The 20611-nt window shown below is 33.0% G+C and carries 19 protein-coding genes; 6 read left to right on the forward strand and 13 right to left on the reverse strand.

Translation table 11 applies throughout. The annotated features are described in order from the left end of the window. Positions 1 to 2 precede the first annotated feature (2 nt). Positions 3 to 671 carry an ABC transporter ATP-binding protein gene (locus tag I130_RS09530; RefSeq protein ID WP_034922175.1) on the reverse strand — a complete coding sequence of 223 codons (669 nt, stop codon included), beginning with the start codon at positions 669 to 671 and terminating at the stop codon, positions 3 to 5. Between the two features lie 48 nt (positions 672 to 719). Then, positions 720 to 3167 (reverse strand): DUF5916 domain-containing protein, encoded by a 2448-nt coding sequence (locus I130_RS09535; protein ID WP_034922178.1) that lies wholly within the window; start codon positions 3165 to 3167, stop codon positions 720 to 722. A gap of 140 nt (positions 3168 to 3307) precedes the next feature. Between I130_RS09535 and msrA the strand changes: the two genes are divergently transcribed. Genes msrA through I130_RS09550 form a run of 3 tightly spaced genes read left to right on the forward strand, consistent with a single transcriptional unit; the run spans position 3308 to position 4812 of the window. Continuing rightward, entirely contained in the window at positions 3308 to 3862 is a 555-nt protein-coding gene (msrA, locus tag I130_RS09540; RefSeq protein ID WP_034922181.1) for a peptide-methionine (S)-S-oxide reductase MsrA, read from the forward strand. Between the two features lies 1 nt (position 3863). Beyond that, positions 3864 to 4457 (forward strand): GTP cyclohydrolase I FolE, encoded by a 594-nt coding sequence (folE, locus tag I130_RS09545; RefSeq protein WP_034922186.1) that lies wholly within the window; start codon positions 3864 to 3866, stop codon positions 4455 to 4457. A 46-nt stretch (positions 4458 to 4503) separates the two neighbouring features. Further along, positions 4504 to 4812 (forward strand): hypothetical protein, encoded by a 309-nt coding sequence (locus I130_RS09550; protein WP_034922188.1) that lies wholly within the window; start codon positions 4504 to 4506, stop codon positions 4810 to 4812. A gap of 71 nt (positions 4813 to 4883) precedes the next feature. Here the strand turns inward: I130_RS09550 and I130_RS09555 are convergent, their stop codons facing one another. The 8 genes from I130_RS09555 to I130_RS09590 all read right to left on the reverse strand — a co-directional run bounded on the left by I130_RS09555 (position 4884) and on the right by I130_RS09590 (position 12497). Further along, a complete protein-coding gene (locus I130_RS09555) occupies positions 4884 to 7094 on the reverse strand; it encodes a TonB-dependent receptor (protein ID WP_034922191.1) in 2211 nt (736 codons plus the stop codon). Between the two features lie 56 nt (positions 7095 to 7150). Continuing rightward, the gene (locus I130_RS09560; RefSeq protein WP_232224050.1) at positions 7151 to 7486 is read right to left on the reverse strand and encodes a hypothetical protein; all 336 of its coding nucleotides are present in this window, start codon (positions 7484 to 7486) and stop codon (positions 7151 to 7153) included. Beyond that, entirely contained in the window at positions 7479 to 7787 is a 309-nt protein-coding gene (locus I130_RS09565; RefSeq protein ID WP_034922193.1) for a DUF6787 family protein, read from the reverse strand. The genes I130_RS09560 and I130_RS09565 overlap by 8 nt, the downstream gene beginning before the upstream one ends. A 43-nt stretch (positions 7788 to 7830) precedes the next feature. Next, entirely contained in the window at positions 7831 to 8259 is a 429-nt protein-coding gene (locus I130_RS09570; protein ID WP_034922195.1) for a DUF6146 family protein, read from the reverse strand. Positions 8260 to 8296: 37 nt separating this feature from the next. Continuing rightward, on the reverse strand, positions 8297 to 8914 hold the full coding sequence (locus tag I130_RS09575; RefSeq protein WP_034922198.1) for a DUF937 domain-containing protein: 618 nt from the start codon (positions 8912 to 8914) through the stop codon (positions 8297 to 8299). A 131-nt stretch (positions 8915 to 9045) separates the two neighbouring features. After that, complete coding sequence (locus I130_RS09580) at positions 9046 to 9999, reverse strand: D-2-hydroxyacid dehydrogenase (protein ID WP_034922201.1); 954 nt, start codon at positions 9997 to 9999, stop codon at positions 9046 to 9048. 46 nt (positions 10000 to 10045) lie between these two features. Continuing rightward, positions 10046 to 11110 carry a 3-phosphoserine/phosphohydroxythreonine transaminase gene (gene serC / locus I130_RS09585; protein ID WP_034922203.1) on the reverse strand — a complete coding sequence of 355 codons (1065 nt, stop codon included), beginning with the start codon at positions 11108 to 11110 and terminating at the stop codon, positions 10046 to 10048. 328 nt (positions 11111 to 11438) lie between these two features. Further along, positions 11439 to 12497: an acyl-CoA reductase gene (locus I130_RS09590; RefSeq protein ID WP_034922206.1), complete on the reverse strand. Its 1059-nt coding sequence runs from the start codon at positions 12495 to 12497 to the stop codon at positions 11439 to 11441. A gap of 153 nt (positions 12498 to 12650) precedes the next feature. On the opposite strand from I130_RS09590, the gene I130_RS09595 reads away from it, so the two are divergent. Continuing rightward, positions 12651 to 13004 (forward strand): 4Fe-4S dicluster domain-containing protein, encoded by a 354-nt coding sequence (locus I130_RS09595; protein WP_034922209.1) that lies wholly within the window; start codon positions 12651 to 12653, stop codon positions 13002 to 13004. Positions 13005 to 13553: 549 nt separating this feature from the next. Here the strand turns inward: I130_RS09595 and I130_RS09600 are convergent. After that, positions 13554 to 14861 carry a carboxypeptidase-like regulatory domain-containing protein gene (locus tag I130_RS09600; protein ID WP_034922211.1) on the reverse strand — a complete coding sequence of 436 codons (1308 nt, stop codon included), beginning with the start codon at positions 14859 to 14861 and terminating at the stop codon, positions 13554 to 13556. 142 nt (positions 14862 to 15003) lie between these two features. Between I130_RS09600 and I130_RS09605 the strand changes: the two genes are divergently transcribed. Then, the gene (locus I130_RS09605) at positions 15004 to 15591 is read left to right on the forward strand and encodes a hypothetical protein (RefSeq protein ID WP_034922214.1); all 588 of its coding nucleotides are present in this window, start codon (positions 15004 to 15006) and stop codon (positions 15589 to 15591) included. Positions 15592 to 15623: 32 nt separating this feature from the next. Here I130_RS09605 and I130_RS09610 read toward each other — a convergent pair whose 3' ends face one another. Further along, positions 15624 to 16076, reverse strand: coding sequence for a T9SS type A sorting domain-containing protein (locus I130_RS09610; protein ID WP_034922219.1), 453 nt, complete (start codon positions 16074 to 16076; stop codon positions 15624 to 15626). 263 nt (positions 16077 to 16339) lie between these two features. Between I130_RS09610 and I130_RS09615 the strand changes: the two genes are divergently transcribed. Continuing rightward, positions 16340 to 17533, forward strand: a complete 1194-nt coding sequence (locus I130_RS09615) for a hypothetical protein (RefSeq protein ID WP_034922222.1) — start codon at positions 16340 to 16342, stop codon at positions 17531 to 17533. Between the two features lie 81 nt (positions 17534 to 17614). Here I130_RS09615 and I130_RS09620 read toward each other — a convergent pair whose 3' ends face one another. Further along, on the reverse strand, positions 17615 to 20335 hold the full coding sequence (locus I130_RS09620; RefSeq protein ID WP_034922226.1) for a TonB-dependent receptor: 2721 nt from the start codon (positions 20333 to 20335) through the stop codon (positions 17615 to 17617). Between the last annotated feature and the right edge of the window lie 276 nt (positions 20336 to 20611).

Consider the following 20611-nt stretch of genomic DNA (forward strand, 5'->3'; position numbering starts at 1 on the left):
AATTAGATTCCAGAAACTATTTCTCCATCAACCATCGTTAATTTTCTATCGGCCATATTAGCCAATTCTTCATTGTGTGTAACAATTACGAAGGTTTGGTGAAATTCTTCTCTTAGCTGAAAAAACAACTTATGTAAATTTTCAGCAGATTCACTGTCTAAGTTACCAGAAGGTTCATCGGCATATATCACGGCAGGATTGTTAATCAATGATCTTGCAACGGCAATTCTTTGTTGTTCCCCACCACTTAATTCGGCAGGTTTGTGATTTGCTCTTGGAGATAAATTCAAGAATTCCAATAACTCGTAAGCACGCTTTTCTGCATTCGCCTTTGAAGTTCCTTTTATAAAAGCAGGAATACAAATATTTTCTAAAGCGGTGAATTCTGGTAATAACTGATGAAATTGAAAAATAAAACCAACTTGTTCATTTCTAAATTTGGAAAGCATTTTAGAATTCTGCGAATAAATGTCAATACCATTTACTTTTAATGTGCTGTCAGGTTTTTTATCTGGCTGATCTAAGGTGCCTAAAATATGTAAAAGAGTAGTTTTACCAGCACCCGAAGCACCTACTATAGAAACTATTTCACTTTTTCCAATATGTAAATTAACTCCTTTTAGCACGTGAAGGTCCCCGTAATACTTATGAATGTTGTTTGCGTAGATCATGAATTTAAAAGACTTAAGGTTTCAATATTAAAGTTAGACTAGAGGGCGTCAGCCTTTAAAAATATTTTTAGCAATATTATAATCTATATAATAAACGAGTCTCAAAGATAGATTTTGTCTAAGATCTTGATTGAATAAATTTTGTAAACTTTCTGTAAATTGTATATCACTCTGCTTGTCAAAATTAAATATTGAGTTTCTATATAAGAGTATTGCCTCACTGCCCGGTGCAAACTGCCAATTATAACTAAGGTCAAAATTCCATATATTAAAGTTAGCATTAGGATCATTATCAGAGGTTACCTGATAATTTAATGGAGAAAGATCTCCATCCTCCTGTAAAAGGCTGTAATTATTTTCCTTAAAATCTGCAATAGACCAAAAATTCCGAAAACTCAAGTTTAAAGCCTGTTTCGTGCTGAAATTGTAACTAGCTTGTATGGAATTTTCTACGCTTTGTACATCTCTTAAGCCGAAAATTTCCTTATCAGGCTCTAAGGCTACGAAGCTATTTCTGTTTTTTGAGGTCGAATAATTAACACTGTAAATCATTGAAAATTTGTTATTGAACCTAAATCGTGGACTTATAGCAATTCTAAAATAATCTTGTTCAGATTTGAAGTAACCTTGATAATTTGCATTTATATCTAGTGCAAATCTCTTTCTATAGTCTGATGAAATAAAACCGTCTATGACAACATTCGCATTATAATTCACAAATTTCCCATTTCTTCTAGCTTCAAAGAAATCTTTGCGTTTTGTGGTGTATTTAATAAAATTTCCGAAAGCAAACCTTTCTAAATTTACTGCAAAGTAGTTTGCGCCAATATTAAATGAGGTTTCAACATTAGGAATATACCGTCTTTGTTGATCTGCGAACAGTCTAATATTAAATGTATTTAAACTTTTGGTAGGTTCAAATATTCTATAGGAAGTTTCTACGTGAAAATTATTATAATTGTTAATGAAATTCAATCCTAGATCGTTAATGTCATAAGTTTCGTTTGCAAATTCATGAGCTAGCGCATATCTAAAATTTCCTTTAGTTCTGTCTATATAAAATTCTGAAGCAAAACCTGAAATATTACCTCCCAGTTTATTCACATTACTCATTTTTGCTTCTCCAGTATAATTAAAGGAATTTGATTTATTATTAATATCAAATAAAAAACCAGTTACATTCCCATCGCGGGCGTGTCCATTTCTAGTAACATTGGTATTAATAAGAGTGATAGATGAATTTTGATTGTATTGCTGATCCAAGACTAGGATATTATAATTAGCGAAGGGTTCGGTTATAATTTTTCTATTTAAACCACTTAAGGTATCCCCAATAATAGCTTCAGTCTCTTGGGTAATTGCGTTGAAAAAACCAATGCCTAATCCGTTATCTGTTCTCCCAGAGATCTTTACCGCATTTAAAAGATCTGCCTTATCGGGATTTTCTACTAAGATTTCATTATCCAATAAATTAGTTTGTGCCGAATTAAAACCTAGTGGTGCATCTCCTATACGTCTGGAATAGAACAGATTTCCCTTGGTAAATAGTTCGGTTCCTTCAGTAAAAAAAGCTCGGTTTTCTCCAAATGCCTGTTCGAAAGGTCCTAAATTTAATTCAACTTTATCAAATGCGGTCTGTCCAAAATCTGGTATTAGTGTTGCATCTAAAGTAAAAGCATCAGAAATACCATATTTAAAGTCGAGTCCAGCACTAAAATTACTTGCTGTGCTTCCATTAAAATTATCAACTTCAGCAGAAGCATAAGGGTAAAAGCTCAACCTCACTGGAGGGTCAATATTTTTTATTCCAGTTAGTAAACCATTGTACTGGGTATCCTTTCCAATAGATTTGTCTATATAGTTCCAAGTATAAAATTCATTTAAATGCAATATTTTTCTCCCAAATTGAATACTCCATAATTGTTCTTCCTTTTTTGGAAACCTTAAAGCAGCGTAAGGAATCTTTATTTCTGCATACCATCCATTTTCATCATAAGAAATTTCTCCTTCCCAAACTACATTATAACTATAGTCTTCATCATTCCCAGACATTTTAGCATCTGCAATAGCCCCTGCTGAAGTGATTACAAATCTGGTTTGATTCTCGCCATCATTATAAGTATTAATATCTATCAAGAAAAAATCTGATTGTTCTATGTTATCTCGCTGAGTAAATTGGCGTAATATTCGCTCTGGTTCATTGTCTTTCATGGAAGCTGCGATGTAAATAGCTTCATCATCATAAGCCAGCTTAACTATGGTTGGATGGGTTGTTCTACTTGGAGTTCCATTTCCGGGTTCGGACATAACAAAGTCTGTAGCGCTTGGAACTTCTTTCCAGATAGTATCATCGAGCAATCCATCTATTATGGGAGCATTGGCAATTCTTTGTGCTTGATAAGACTTTCTTGAAATTTTGGAGTCAAGGCTGTTTTGAGCTTGTAATGTAAAGAGAGGTAAACAGACCAATAAAAGGAAAATTTTTTTAAGAGACATAAATACATTATAAAATAACAGCAATCCTTGGGATTACAACATTACGAAAGAATTGCGATTTATTTTCAACAGAACCCAATTAATCGTTAAAAACTCTTCTTTTTTTATTAATTCACTAATTTTAAATAACATTTGTAAGTATGGAAAATATAGAATTTAATATAGCTACTCTTGCGGGAGGATGTTTCTGGTGTACAGAGGCTGTTTTTGAAAGAATAGAAGGGGTAAGTAAGGTGATTCCTGGGTTTACTGGAGGACAAATAAAAAATCCTGCTTACAGGGAAATAATTTCGGGAAGAACTGGTCACGCTGAAGCTATTGAGGTTCATTTTGATTCAAAAGTTATATCCTTTAAAGAATTATTGCTAATTTTCTTCAGCACTCACGATCCCACAACTTTAAATAGACAACAGTACGATAAAGGAACTCAATATAGAAGTGCTATTTTTTATCATTCTGAAGGTCAAAAGCTAGAGGCTGAAGCAATTGTGAAGACTCTTGAAGATGAAGACGTGTTTATAGACCCTATCGTAACTGAAATCACCCAAGCTTCTCCTTTTTACGAGGCTGAAGCTGAGCACAAGGAATATTACTCTAAGCACAGACAACAACAATATTGTCAAGTAATTATAGATCCAAAGATTAAAAAATTACAACAGTTATTTGCTGATAAATTAAAAAAGGCCAAAATATAGTATGTATCAATTTTTTGAAGAATATAACGAAGAGGTTACTGAAGATCTCACAAATAATTTCAAGCAAATTATTCATGCGCTAGGGGAGGATACTTCCCGGGAAGGGATTCTTAAAACTCCCGAGCGAGCTGCAAAAGCGATGCAGTTCCTTACTCAGGGCTACGATGCAGATCCTGTTAAGATTTTAAACGATGCCAAGTTTAGTGAAAGCTATGACGAGATGGTTGTTGTAAAAGATATAGAAGTTTATTCCTTATGTGAACACCATATGTTACCATTTTTCGGAAAAGCACATATTGCGTACATCCCAAATGGTAAAATCGTTGGGTTAAGTAAAATACCAAGAGTTGTAGATGTATTTGCCAGAAGATTACAAGTGCAGGAACGTTTAACACATGATATCTTAGAATGCATCAATAATACCCTAAAGCCTCAGGGAGTAGCGGTTGTTATAGAGGCGCAACATATGTGTATGATGATGCGTGGAGTTCAAAAACAAAATAGCGTTACAACTACTTCAGGATTTAGAGGACAATTCAAGCAAATTGAAACTAGAAATGAGTTCCTCAAACTTATAAGTTCTGATCTAAAATAATTGGCATTTTTTTTGATTTGTATTAAATATAAAATTTAAAAAACCGATGAAAAATATAAAAAACAAATTATTAATAAAAGGATTAATGTATGATGTAGTGGGGATGGCAACTATGGCAATTCCATTAGTTGGGCCTTTTCTAGATCTAGCCTGGGCACCATTTGCTGCTAATAAAATGACTCAAATGTATCCTGGTAAGAAAGGTAAAATTGCTTCAGTTTTAGTTTTTATTGAAGAGCTATTGCCATTTACAGATATAATTCCAACATTTACTTTAATGTGGTTCTATACATTTGTTTGGAAGAAAGAATCCATTCAAGAAGAGTATATTATGGAAGCAGAAATTGTGCAATAAATAAATTAAAAAAAGTTAAAATATAAGCCTCCAAGAATTAAATCTTGGAGGCTTAATTTATTAATTTATTTTTAAAATTTCGTCTGAATACCAAAAGAAATATTTCTTCCCATATTCGCTATTCCATCAGGTTTTAACCGAGATAGGTGAGAAATATAGTTTTTATTTAAAAGGTTATTTCCACTAATTCTTAATTCCAGAGGTAATTTATTTAGAAATATAGTTCCTCCAATTCCTGCATTCACCAAGGTATATCCGTTAGTACTAGTTTCAAAATTGCTAATCTTATTTTGAGCGCCGGTAGTTTTTACGGTCACAAAAGAGTAACTATTAGAAAAACCTTTTAACTGGCTAAACTCTACTCTTAATGTGTTGGTAACAGAGGTTGCCGGTATAAATGGTAAGTTTTCACCATTATCTTTTTCACCAATTACTAGCTCTAAACTACTTTCCAGGTGTAACCAATCTATAGGGTGCGGATGCAAGTGAAAGCCGGCCTCTCCTCCGTATAATCTTGCATTGTCTTGGGTATATCCAAAAATTCTATTTTCCTCTATAAAATCATCTGTAGGAGCAATAAATATATAGTTATTGATCTTGTTGTAAAAAGCATTTCCAAAGAGTTCAAAATGCTCGTTGCGATATTCCAGCGATAAGTCTAGCTGAATATTTTGCTCGTTTTCCAAGTCAGCATTTCCGATTTCATATCTATTGGTTCCTTCGTGAACACCGTTGGAACTAAGTTCTGCCAGATTGGGTGCTCTAAAACCAGTTGCAGCATTTATTCTGGTAACAAAGTTTTCAAATAAATTGAATTTAACACCCAAGGAACCATTATAACTTGTAAAATCTCGATCTATAGCCTGAAAATATCCAGGTTCTCCTATTGTCCCATTTTCTTTGGTAGTGATATTCCTTGTATCAAATCTAAATCCTCCTTGAATATCCAGGTTTTCTAAGTGATAATGTGTAGTTCCCAAAATTCCAAAATCACGGACGGAAGCATCTGGAATCAATAATTCCTCTCCAAAGTTTTTATTGGTTTGGAACAAGCCCTGTACCCCAAAAATAGTTTCGAAATTTCCCCAAACAGCGGCGTTATATTTGAGGTCGTAATTCAAAGTTTCCAAATGCATATCTAAGGCAGGATCTGGAGATCCTTCCTCAAACTCTTTTCTGTCATTAAAAAGATATCCCACTTTTAGATCTACACTGGAATTTTGTAGAAATATTTTATTGGTAAGGCTCGCAATATGGTTGTCTAACTTCTGATAAGGAGAAATTAAGTCTTTTGAAGTAGTTTGCTCTCCAATTTCCTCGGGAATTCCAATATAGGTATTGTTATAATTGTATCTAAAGTCCCCCTTATATTTAGTGTCTTGATATCCTACTCCTGCTTTTAGATCTTTCTCTTCAAAACGGGAATTGGTAACCCGAACCCCATCACCGGTTTCATAATCACTGTGTACGGCATAATTACCACGCACTAGACCGCTCCAATTTTCGCCAGAAGTTTTTAAACCTAGATTAGCTTCAGAGCCAATTGTATTCGTAAAATAATTATAACTTGCATCTATACTGGTACTATCTGCATGGGCATATTTTTCAGGATTTAAATATAACACTCCACCTAGGGCATCGCTTCCATATAATAAAGACGCAGGTCCCTTAATCACTTCTACACTTTCTACCCCGCTAGCACTAATTCCCAATCCATGTTCATCACCAAATTGCTGATTTTCTAATCTAACACCTTGTGCATAAACCAAAACTCTATTGGCACTTAGGCCTCTTATCACCGGTTTACCAATACCCGCACCGGTAGTTATACTTTCTACACCGGCTATTTGGGTAATACCTTCAGCTAAGGTTACTGCCCCTGTTTTTCTAAGATCCTCTAAAGATTCTCGTTCTACTTTAACAACATTTTCACTTTGTAATTTATGAAAAGGAGTAGAAACAATTACTTCCTCCATTTCTATAGCAGAAGGTTGTAATTCTATTATTATTGGATCTTTTGAAGGGGACTTAATACTAACGGTTTTCGTGGTATAACCAATAAAGGAAATTACCATTTGCCAATCTCCATCTGGGACATTGGATAATTGGAAATCACCATCCAGGTTGGTAATGGTTCCTTTTTCTAATTTTGAAATATATACATTCCCTCCAATTATAGGCTGCTTTGTTTCGAGATCTATGAGTTTACCGGAAATAGAATTTTGTGAATATGTTGATATACATACTGCGCATAGCAGTATACTTAAGATTGCTTTTATCATTATAAAAAATTAAGTGATTTGAAATTGCAACATTTTAGATGTTGCGAGAAAACTAATTATGCATTCTGGTATAAGGCAGGTGGGCCTCTTAACGAAAATGATAGTTTCTGAAAATCACTTAAAAATTCGTAAGAATTAAAGAATTTTTTATTGGGCAATAAAACTTCATCCAGATTAAAATTCAAAAATTGATAAACAATTATTGGTCTTGGATGAAAGTCACATAATTCACAGTCTAGAGAAGATTGATGAAGATGTGTTGTGCTATGGTCGTCGCATGCAAAATTGAAATCATGCGCAAAAACGTGATTAAAACTTAAAATAGAGGGAAGCAACATCATAAATGTTAAACCTAAAATCCCATATTTCTGAAATAAATTCAAATTATTCATGATTTAAATAACGCCCGAAGCCTAGTCTCGTAAGCATTTTCTTTTCAAAGGCCCAAAAGAATTCAAATTGGCCAAAAATCCATCCGAAGAGAACTAATAAAACTTGATAAATAGGAAATATTAAAAGTATCCTTAAAGACCAATAGATGTACCAAGCAGATGTTTCACGATAAATCCCGAAGAATTCAACCACCGGAGATGCTAATTTTGCGGCAGAAGAGCCGGTTATAGCAAATACCAATAAAATAATTACAAGTTGAAAATTAGTAACTATTCCCCAACGTTCTTTTAATTTATTCATAGTGCAAATATATCACATCACTTGGCAACTAAAAAACTTGAGCCTATATTCGTGTGGATACTGAAAATCGTTGATTATACTCCCTAGAGAAAAACACGAAATAATTATAGAGCATATAATTTACTTCGTAACCGTAGTCCACGGAATTATTGTAATTAATTTCTTGAATATATAGGTTAGGGTTATAACTGAAAGGTTGTGCAACCCGACTATTATATTCCTGAACTAAGAATTTATTCTTACTCTCAAGATAAGATTGGGAATAATAACCTCTTGGTCTTGCAATACTATTAATAAATAAGTTGAACCCCGGTTCAATAACAATTATCTCATATTCTAAACTGTCATTTGCAATACGAACAGTATCGTTGGCATTCGCGGTGATTTCTTTTTTAGTAAAATCCCGATTCTTTGTAGAACTACAGCTATATATAAAAAGCCCTAGAACAAATATGAATATTATGTTTTTCATTTTGATTTATTTAAAAATGATAAATATTATAACCAAATTATTTTCCCCCTAGCATTCCGCCAAGAAGTCCACCGCCGCCTTTCTTCTTTCCACCAAAAATCATTCCTGTTACATCGTCAATCACACTTCCGTCTCCATTTTTATCCAATAAAGTTTCTATTAAAGAAGCGTCATGCGCTCCAGAGGATCCCATCACAGAATCCAACAAGCCGCCTAAGCCAGATGAAGATACGTTCTCCTTACTTTTTTGACTCGCCAAAACACTCATAAGTAAAGGCGCTGCCATTTTGATAATGTTGGAAACAGAAGACTCACTCATATTAAGAGTACTACCAATAGTCTTTGTAATCATATCCTGTTTTCCTCCTAATAAGTGTCCAAGAATTTTTTCACCTTCAGAAGTCATGTTTGTGGAATCAGCAGATTTTATATTTTTTAATAAAACATCGCCATGTTTGTTATCATTTAAAGCCTGGTTTAAGCTTTCTGCACCAGTTTCGCTTTTTATGTTCTCTTTCATTGCACCCAACAAAATTGGTAAGGTCATACCCAGGACAGCAGAAATATTATCTTTATTTTCATCTGTGCTTTTACTTGCTTTAGCAATAAAATCCTCTCCAACAGAAGTGTTTAATATATCTAGAATGGATGCCATAATTTTTAAATTAAGTTAGGAACACAATTTACAATATTTATCTAGGAGCTCTACTTAAGGAAATAATAAATCCTTCTAGAACATGAAATTCTAGAAGGATTATTGGTTATTATAAATTGAAATATATATTCTTAGATCTTTGAAATTGCTATAATTTGTTTAGCTAATTCCATCCCAATTCTATCTTGTGCTTCTAAGGTTGCAGCACCAATATGTGGAGTTAATGAAATTCTTTCGTTCATTAAGACCTTAATGGAAGGAGATGGTTCATTTTCATAAACATCTAACCCAGCGAAGGCTACCTTACCATCTTCTAAACCATCTAACAAGGCTTCTTCATTAATAAGGCCACCTCGGGAAGTGTTTATAATCCCAACACCATGCTTCATTTGTTCAAATTCCTTCTTACCCAAAATAGGTTTAGCTTGTGAAGGGACATGAATTGTTATAAAATCTGAATGTTTTATTAGATCTGAAACTGGTTCTGTCTTAATAGGCACAGTCACTATTTGATCGTTGTAAAATTTAAGAGTGATATCTAATTCACCAACATGGTCATCACTGGCAATAACTTTCATTCCTACACCCAAAGCCAATTTTGCAACTTCTTTCCCGATTCTTCCAATTCCAATAATCCCAAGAGTTTTTCCTCTTAGTTCTGTTCCTGCCGAATAATTCTTTTTTAAGTCTTTAAAATGTGAATCTCCTGATAATGGCATATTTCTATTGGAATCATGAAGATATCTTACACCACCAAAGAGATGAGCAAATACCAATTCTGCAACAGACTCTGAACTAGCCGAAGGTGTATTTATAACTTTTAGATCTTTACTTTTAGCGTAAGAAACATCAATATTATCCATTCCAACACCACCACGCCCAATAACTTTAAGGCTAGGGCAGGAGTCAATAAGTTCTTTTCTTACCTGTGTAGCACTTCTAACTAATAATACATTTATTTTTTCTTCATTTATAAAATTCGCTAATTGCTCTTGAGCAACTTTTGCAGAGATCACTTCAAATCCGGCATTTTCAAGAGCGTTTATACCACTCTTTGAAATACCGTCGTTTGCTAAAATTTTCATGCTTTTTTTGTTGTTTGAATTCTGATAGCTTAATTAGCTAAATATTTTATGCTTTTCTTTCTAGATCGCTCATAACATCTACCAAAACCTGAACGCTTTCTAATGGTAAGGCATTATACATAGATGCTCTGTAGCCTCCAACACTTCTATGACCATTCAATCCGTTGATTCCTGCTTCTTTCAACATAGCTTCAAAATCTTCTTTCAAGGATTCATCTGAAAGATTAAAAGTCGCATTCATAATAGAACGATCTTCTGTTGCAGTATATCCTTTAAATAATGGGTTAATATCTATTTCAGAATAAAGTAGAGCGGCTTTCTTTTCATTTTTTTCTTCAATAGCCTTAATTCCACCCTGAGCTTTTAGCCACTTTAAAGTTAGGTAGGATACATAAACGGGATATACCGCAGGGGTATTAAACATGCTATCCTTTTCTATATGAACCTTATAATCTAACATAGAAGGTATTTGTCTTGTAACTTTCCCTAATAAATTTTCTTTTATGATAACAAGCGTGGTTCCTGCAGGTCCCATATTTTTTTGTGCACCTGCATAAATCAAATCAAATTTTGAAAAATCCAGTTCTCTAGAGAAAATATCACTACTCATATCACAAACCATTGGCTTAGGAGTGTTAGGGAAAACCTTCATTTGAGTTCCAAAAATGGTATTATTACTTGTGCAATGAAAATAATCTACATCTGTAGGAATCATATATCCTTTAGGGATATAATTAAATTTTTTATCTTCAGAAGATGCAACTACATTAACCTCCCCGAACATTTTAGCTTCTTTAATTGCCTTACTAGACCAAGTTCCTGTATTTAAATAGGCCGCTTTTTTTTCTAAAAGATTATAAGCAACCATTAAAAATTCCAAACTTGCACCTCCTTGAAGAAAGAGCGCTTTATAGCCTTTACCTTCCAAACCTAGTAATTCTAAAGCAAGTTGTCTTGCATCTTCCATTACAGCAATAAAATCTTTACTTCTATGAGATATTTCAAGGATAGATAATCCAGTGTTATTAAAGTCTAAAACTGCTTGTGAAGCCTCTTCAAAAACTTCCTGTGGAAGAATACATGGACCCGCACTAAAGTTGTGTTTTTTCATAAAAATATAATTTGAAACAAAGATGATAAAAGTTCCTGTGAATTTGTGTTATAAATATAATAATTGGTGCTTTAGAAGCCTAAGGAAGAATTCTAATTCCGGCAATTTTTTAATATTTTTTACCTAACCCGTATTGTTTCCCCTGAGTAATATTCAACTAAAATTTCCAATTTATTCTACTGGTGCTGTTCTTAAAATTATTGAGATTGAATAGGTTATCATTTGAATGCTTACTTTAAAATGTTGACCCGAGGTTTCATGACGGACTGAGGCAACCCATCCTAGATTATAATTAATTATTGGAACTAATTTGAGTTTAAATAAGATCTTAAATATTCTGAAGAAATTCTAAAGTGTCAATATTATCTGCATAATCCCATAATTGTGGGTACTGCGTTTTACCAAAAGGAATTTCATTTTCTATAAAATCATTGGCAACCACACACTGTAGATTCTCTTTATTATCTTGGATCGTGGCTTTCAATGATTCTAAATCTGAATATTTTTCAAAGAATATAGTTGCTATTGGAGATCCAAAACTTTGATCTCCTTTTAAGACTAAGAATCCATTATCTAACATTTTAAACTCACTCATTAAATAGACAGCCTTGTTATAATCGTAATTATTAGCATATTTAGCATGATTCATCAAAGTTGCCCAAGGAGCTAAAGCCTTATAAAAAGCATCGAAATCATATTGCTCTGGCACATATAATTTAGATACACTTCTGCATCCTAAACCAAAATATCTAAAAATATCATGTCCTAAAGCTGTTAAGTCTTCAGTAGTCTCATTTCCAGTTAAAATAGCAACAGAGTTCCTGTTTTTCCTGATAATGGATTTTTTATTCGCAAAATAATATTCGAAATATCTTGAAGTATTATTGCTTCCGGTAGCTATTACCGCATCAAAATTGCTCATTCTACCCTCCGTGAACTCAATTTTCTCTTTGTAATCTGGATCTAAAGAAATAAGATATTTCGCCAGTATTGGAAGCAATTTCATGTCATTTGAAGATTGTTTAATCAATATTTTATGCCCTGATATTAGAACCGATATAAAATCATGAAATCCAACCAAGGGTATATTTCCCGCCATGATGATTCCTACCCTTTTAGGATCTACATTATTAAAATCATAAGGTTTCACCCATTGATCTAAATTGGAGCCTTTAAGAGATTCGCTCCAACCCTCCAATGCGAAAAGAATGTTATCTGGAGTAAACCAACCATTATGGTGGATTGCCCTTTCTATTTGTTCTTTAAAATCATAAAAAAAGTCCTCGTTATTTGTCACATCCTTGTGCTTTTCTATTCCATCTCTTCGAAATTGGTTTAAAAACTTACCTAGTTCTATAAAATGTGATTTTCGCAGTTCGATTGACATAAGGCTTATTTGGTTATGAATTGTTTTGGCTTTAAATTTGTGCTTGCGAAATTAAAAGTTATAGAATTAAGATCGCCTATAAATCAATGAAATATTGAACCCAGATTACTGGCGATTTATTGATTAAAATTTAAATTTACTAATAAAAGAGTTATGGCAATTATAATAACAGATGAATGTATAAACTGTGGTGCATGTGAGCCAGAGTGTCCAAATACTGCAATTTATGAAGGTGCAGATGATTGGAGATATGCCGATGGAACGGACCTAGAAGGGAATGTGGTCTTAACAGATGGAAAAAAAGCCGATGCTAATGAAGCGCAAGAGCCAATTAGTGATGAGATCTATTACATAGTTCCAGATAAGTGTACAGAATGTAAAGGTTTTCATGATGAGCCACAATGTGCAGCAGTATGCCCGGTAGATTGTTGTGTGCCAGATGATAGCCACGTAGAAACCGAAGAAGAATTACTTGCAAAGCAAAAATTTATGCATGAAGATGCTTAAATAGCTGTATTACATTATTACCATCCCGTTTAATTTTTTAAACGGGATTTTTTATGAGGTTTTCTTTTTACTCATATGCCAAATTTGAAGTTTTTAAACTATTATGCTTAAAGCTTTCTGTATGTTTTTTCTTGAAATATATCTTAAATAGACAATTCGTCACTCATGATTTCCTTTTTTAATTTATGACTAACCATAAATAAGACTCCAACCCATCATTAATCCAAAGTAATTTTTTTATTAAGCACAGCAAGATTAAAACCCACATAAAGTACCTGCTTCTATATCTTATGATAAATATGTATAAAAGGGAAAAATAAATAATTTATTAGAGTAAAAGATACCATGGAAATTCTTAAAAATTTTCATCTTCATTTACCTGTAAAGATGGAATTAGTATTGAGAGGTCTTTTATTTGCAATAGGTTATATTCAGAATAAGATATTCCAATTAGGATAAGCAGTCCCCTAACTATTTTAAGAAGATTGGATTTAATAATTAATTATTACAAATCTATATAACCGAAATGTGAAGTATGATAATATTAAATCAATCTTTTTCGTTTTCTAACTGTCGCTGAATTTTCTCGATTGCATTCTGAATCGATTTCTCAGGTTCTATTATATTATTGTTCCCCCAAAATTCTGCATCGGCAAATCCAGAAACATCGTCAACCATAACTACAGACGGTCTAATATAATTTATTTCATTTGTGGGTTGTTTATCGCTGTAATCCTCCCAATTTGTTACTACCATTTCACTATTTAAAGTATATCTGGAATTAAACAATCTCTTATTCCAATTTACCACAAATTCTAATTGAGCGTTGCCATAACTATAATACCATTTACCATTGCTTTGCAAATAATCTATTTGATAATTCACATCTATAGGATAAACCAATGCTCTATTAGGTTTGCTTTTTACAAACATTTTTGAAGCTACATTTTTGTCGTCTACATTCAATTTATAGGTTGACTTTACCAAGCTATTCGTTTCAGCATCAATAAAAAGTTTTCCATAATACCAGGGTAAGGATTTATTAATCTCTTCAAAATCTACAACATACACATATCGGTTATTGATTTTTGCAGGCTGATCAAAACTGAATTTGAATTCTTCAAGATTGTCAGTTTCAAAAACAAATTCGGTATACTTCATAAGATCTACATATAAAGTATTAAAAGGACCACCTCTAAGTTTTATTGCCAAAGTATCTAACCTATTATAATCCGTACTTTTTCTAGCTTTATATATTGCAACCACATCTTTTTTACTAGAGCTGTTTGGCTCTTTGTAGATTTTTACAACAGCTTCAGATAGTGATGCATTTTTGCGTCTTTTTTTAATTATTTCTCTATAAAATGCTGTCATCAACTTAGGTTCATTAAAATAATTTGTGCCTCTGTTTTCCAGCATGTTTGAAACTAATTTTTTAGCATCCTTGGATTTGAATATACTTACCTCTGTAAGAACTTCTACAGATTCTGCCAAGAGTATTTGATTTCCATCTTTTGTAAATGTATTTAGGGGTATACTTTTGCTTTTATAACCTAAAAAAGAAACCGTCACTTTAGAACTCATAAGATCTGCTGGAATTTTCAAAGAAAACTCTCCTTCACTATTCGTTATGGTGGAAATGTTACTACCATCAACAGTAAGATGTGCAGAAATTATTGGGTCTCCGGTTCTTTCGTCTACAACCACTCCTTTAAATTCCACATATTGAAATTTATTTATTTCTATGTTTTGTTGAAAATAATTTGAATAACTCAGTTTTGGAGTGAAGAAAATTAATACTAGAAATAATAAAGATATAATGTGGTTAAATTGAAAGCCAATGAATCGCGTTTTCATAACTAAGTATTTTAGATTAGTGTGAGCGGAATGCTTACTAATATATCGATTTTTGCTAAATTATTAAGCTTATTAAAAGTATTTATGTTTTGTTTAATTTCAGATTAAAATGACCACATTTAGATAAATACAAATTTGAGTTATGGATGATATTCTTTATAAAGCTTGCACCTCTAAAATGGAAATGCTAAATATCTTGGAACTGCAGAGGGAAAACCATTTCGCATCCCTTTCCGCAGAGAATATAGCTTCTGAAGGATTCTTAACCTGTACACATAGTTTAGAATTAATAAGAGAGTTAAATAATATTGCGCCTCATATTATCGCTGTATGCAATAATAAGGTGATTGCATATTTACTAACAATGACAAAAGTAGCCGAATCTAAAATGCCTTTATTGATCCCAATGTTTAATGAATTTAGAACAATAGTTTTTAAAGGTAAGATGATATCAGAATATAATTATCTAATAGTTGGGCAAGTTTGTGTTGGAAAAGGCTTTAGGGGACAAGGGGTTTTGGAGAATTGTTACCAAAGCTATGAAAGCTTTTATAAAGACAAATTTGATTTTGCAATTACGGAGATCGCTAATGGAAATAAACGTTCTATAAATGCCCATAAGAGAATTGGTTTTGTAGAAGTTAATAGATATTTTTCTCCTGAAGGTGAGGAGTGGAGTGTAGTGATTCTAGAATGGTCCAATATGGGAATTAAAAAAGCCAGAAAGTAATTTCTGGCTTTTTTGGCTAATTTAGAAAAAGTTTACTTTTTCATAAACCTTTTAGAATGTGTTCTTCCTTTATCAGTTATTATTTGTATTATCATTAAGCCCTTACTTAGATGAGATACGTCCAGATTAGCGGTATGTCCTGAAGCATCGTATTGAGAATCTACTAATCTTTTACCTTCTAAGTTATAGATTGCTATAGATTTTATATGTGAATTTGACATTGCGACACTTATTTTATCTGATGTTGGATTGGGAGCCATTTTTACTTGAATTGATTCTTCACCCTCTACACATGGACAAAAATGCATTGCAAATGAATCGTCTACTAAATTATCATACCCAGAAACGGCATGAGTGTGAGCGTTCTTTCCTCCAGAATGGGAATGATCTGGCACCTGAGCGACAGTTTGAGCATTTATAGAGTAAACTCCAATTAGACTAAATGCTGCAAAAGCTAGCAGATTACTTTGTAATTTTTTCATCATGTAATGTTTTTTTTTGGTTAGTAAATATATATAATGAGTTGGTTGTTCAACAAATAATAGATATGCAAATATAGTACACTCCTTTGATTATCAGTTAAAAGATACGTTTTTATCGATGAAATACACTATAATTTAAATTTAAATCATGTTTTCAATTGTGAGGAAGTCAAATATTTACAAAATCTTTGTTAATTCTAACAGATTTTCAAAATATGAATTTGTTCTATTCGTTATTAAATTTAATTTAGCGTGAATAATATAATATGAAAAATAATATTTTTTTACTTTTTCTAATAGGCTTGTTATTTTCTTTAAACAGTTTTAGCCAATCTTTAGATGAAAATAAATCGGTATCAGAATTGGTTTTATACCAGCTTAATAAAGAAAGATCTTTACTTAAGGAAAATGTGGATAGCAGGATCAAACAGATGGATGCTAAGATCACAAACCTCGATGAGAGTATTCGCAATACAAGTTCTTCTTCAGAAAAAATAGATAAGCTAGTAGAGCGAGTTCAAATTTTGGAAGAGAAGCAACAGGAATTAGATAAAAATGTGATTAGCGTTTATAAATACAATTATAGCTCAGCAGTACTAAACTTGGCATCCATGGAACGAGAGATCAAACCCTTGAATCTTTTTAATAGTTCCCGAGATTTTTATACTACGCTAGATAAAGTGAGTAATCCTATGAATTATGAAGGGTATGCTGCTTGGTTTAAAGAATTTGAAAAATATATTGAAGAGAATAAAAAAGATGAAGCAAGATTGGATGCACTAAGCCACATTATTCAAGTAACAGGAAATTTGGCTGAAGGAACTCCATTTACTGGAATGTTTGCAGGAAGTTTGTTTGAAGGGATTGGGAGTTTTGTTAATAGCCTTGGCAAACGAGATAGAGATCTTAGAGAAAAGAGTATGAAAATGTTTAAACTAACTACTTCTGTTTCTCAGTTCACTCACGATAAGGATTTAATTGAAACAGAATGGAACGCAATTGCTAAAAGTTTAGATGAGTTGAAAGAGCTTCAAGAGAAATCTATGAATGATAATATTGTTAGTATTCTGGGTATTAATAAAAACGAGTTTAAAAAGCGATTTACAGATGAAACAGATGCGAAGAAAAGAACACAGTATATATTGGATATTTCAAAAATAGCTGAAGACAAAATTGTTGAAGAACGCAATAAGAATGGAGAAAACTGGAAACAAAATTTCTATAATCAGATGGTGACAGTTCAGAATTTAAAAATTAGGTTCGGAACCTTAACTTTTAGAATTCTTGAAAATTTAGATAAATACAAGGTGCTAATTTCAAAATATAAGCAAGATGAATACCTGAAGGATCGTGTAGATCAATTGGATCTAAAACTTAATTTGGTGAGGAATAGTTTTGAAGCCACGTTTAATCCTCAAGATTATATTAAGGCTTCTAATGAAATGTATATTGTAGAATAGGGCAATCTCAAAATAAATCTGATAATAAAAAAGCCGAGGGGATTTCCTCGGCTTTTTCTATTTATATTAAATAAGAAGTTCTTAGAACTGCAGGTTCAATTTAGCATAATAATATGCACCTCCAAAGCCCATTTGAACAGAATCCCAATATCCACCACCTTCAACCCAGTCATCTTGTTGGTCTGGGTATACATTAAACAGGTTATTACTACCAATATTTAATTTTAAGTTATCACTTATTTTATATCCTAAGTTCAAATCGGTAGTGATCTTAGAGTCATAGGTATCTGTAGCAGCTGCTATTTGATTATCAAAATTATTGTCATATTCGGCAATATCTTCAAAGGTTTGAAAATCTAACAATTTCACTTCACTAAACCTATTTATACCTACAGCAACATCAAATTTATTGATGTCATATTTTAAGTTTAAGATAAATTTACTATCTGGAGCAGATGCTAATAAGAATGCTTTATCACGTTCTCCAAAGAAAGTTTGTTCATCTAAAACACCATTCTTAACATCGGTGATTTTCATACTATTAATATTTCCAATAAGACTAGAAGTAAAAGTCCCAGCTCCTAATCTCGCTTTATGTGAAAGTACAATGTCTAATCCAACAGTTTCAGTGTCTGCGCCGTTCGCAAAGAATTGTGCTGCTTCAACATTTTCTATTTCTGGAGCATCAAAATTCCCCGTAAGAACTATACGGTCTTGTATTTCTATATAATAACCATCTACAGTAGCTGTAAAACTTCCAATATTTGCAGTAAATCCTAAAGAAGCATTTAGGGCAGTTTCTTCTTGTAAAGGGCCAATTCCAAACGAGGCTGTAACCGGACTATTATTTGGAGATAATAAAGATTCTAAAGCTTCTCCACCCACAAAATTGGTGAATTTTAAGTTGTAGTAGATCTGTGCCAAAGACGGTGCTCTAAAACCTGTACTTACAGAACCTCTAATATTTACATCATCTGAAACTTTATAGCGAGCCGCTAACTTACCATTAAGTGTACTTCCAAAATCGCTATAATCTTCAAATCTCGCTGCTGCTGCCACTAAGAATTTATCTGTGATATCAAATTCTCCATCTACATATAAAGAAACATTAGATCTACTTCTATCCACTTCGTTTGTTGGTCCATATCCAGGAAATCCTTGAGATCCACCAGGCCCAGCTGGTAATAGCGCTGTAATTGGATTTGGAATAGGATCTTCATTCTCGTCTAAAATAGGTTCGCCATTATCATCTCTTACCACATCATCATAAGCATTATTTACAATCCCAGTACCATCATAAGTGGCATAAGAACCTTCTTCACCTGCAAAGATCACAAAGTTTTCTGTTTTATATTCGGCACCAAATGCAAAGTTTACACCCTCTAATATATCTTCATAGTATTTAGAGAAATCAAGATTAACAGTGTTCTGACTTAAACTGTGTCCACCGGCATCAAAATTAGTTGGTGAGCTTCCTTGTAGGGAGGCATTTAAAGTTCCCTTAATATAATAGTGAAAGAAGTTCTTTCCCCAAGTATTACTCACATCTATCTTCCAACCGCTTTCAGTCTCTGTTCTAAAACCAGCAGCTACAGAATTATCTGTAATAATTGAAGTTATTCTTGGAGTAAAACCATCAGGATAGATGCTTGTAACATTTCTATCTGTAGAACTATCTCTTGTAAAGGCATAAGCATCGGTATCTCTATAATTTCTACCTCCAAATGCGTAGAATTCAGAGTTATCTGTCAAAGGAACTGCTAGATTTCCGAAGAAATTAAAACCATCTATTGCAGCTTCCCCAAAACCTCTTCTAAAATCGAATCCAGGTCTCAGTGTTTTATTTTTACTGATGTATTCTGTAGTGAAATTGGCAAAACCTTCTTCCCCAATTCCTACACCGTAGTTTGCAGTTACTTTTACAGAGCCACCATCAAAGGACTTATCGTCTCCAATCTGGTTTCCGTCTTTCTCTGTGTCTAATCTGTTTCCATCTGTATTCGCAGTTCCATCAGGAAAATCACCTTGAGGATTGTTGCTATAAAAACCATAATTCACATTACCTGTAAATTCGCCAACCTTATCATTCAATACAATATTTATTACCCCTGCAATTGCATCAGATCCATATTGTGCAGATGCACCATCTCTTAAGATCTCAATTCTTTTAATTGCTGAAGCTGGGATCGCGTTTAGATCTGTTCCAGTATTTCCACGCCCTCTAGTTCCAAAAATATTAATAAGCGAAGATTGGTGTCTTCTTTTTCCATTTATTAACACTAAAGTTTGGTCTGGTCCTAATCCTCTTAAAGAAGCTGGATCTATATGATCTGCTCCATCAGAGCCAGACTGTTTATTTGCATTAAAGGATGGCGCAGCATATTGCAATAATTCATTTACTTCAATACGCCCGGTTTGGGTTGTTACTGAGCTAACGTCTATGACATCTATAGCCACAGGAGTATCTGTAGCAGTTCGGTTAGGATTTCTAGATCCAGTTAGTTGAATTTCCCCTAAAGAAACTCCATCTGCTAATGCAACATCTATTGTGGTTCTACCAGCAACAACTTCTTCAGTTTCTTCAAAACCAACATAACTAAATACCAGTGTGGCATTTTCATTAACCGTGATGGTGTAATTTCCGTCGAAATCTGTGGTAGTACCGTTTGTAGTGCTCTTTTCGAATACATTAACGCCTGGGAGCGGTACACCCGAATTGTCGGTTACGATTCCACTGATTTGCTGAGCGATTAAAAACCCGGGGGCTAATATTAGAATAAAAATTAATAAAAATTTGTTCATGGATTTAATTTTAGTTGGTGAGTTAGTAATAAAATTGATGAAAATTTTGAAATTAACCGAATAATAATTGTTAAATACCCTAAAATGGTTGAAGAATTATAATTTTATATCTGGATATCGCAAAAATTACTTAGAATATTAAATAGGTAGTTCTGAAGAGAGTATCCATTTAATCTTTTCAAAATGCTTCCATGTCGGCTTAAATAATAATATAATACTTCCTATTCTTTAGTAATCACACCCTTTAAACTTCCAAGATTAAAACCTATCTTTGCA

This window comes from Gillisia sp. CAL575, assembly GCF_000403785.1.
Taxonomy (GTDB): Bacteria; Bacteroidota; Bacteroidia; order Flavobacteriales; family Flavobacteriaceae; genus Gillisia.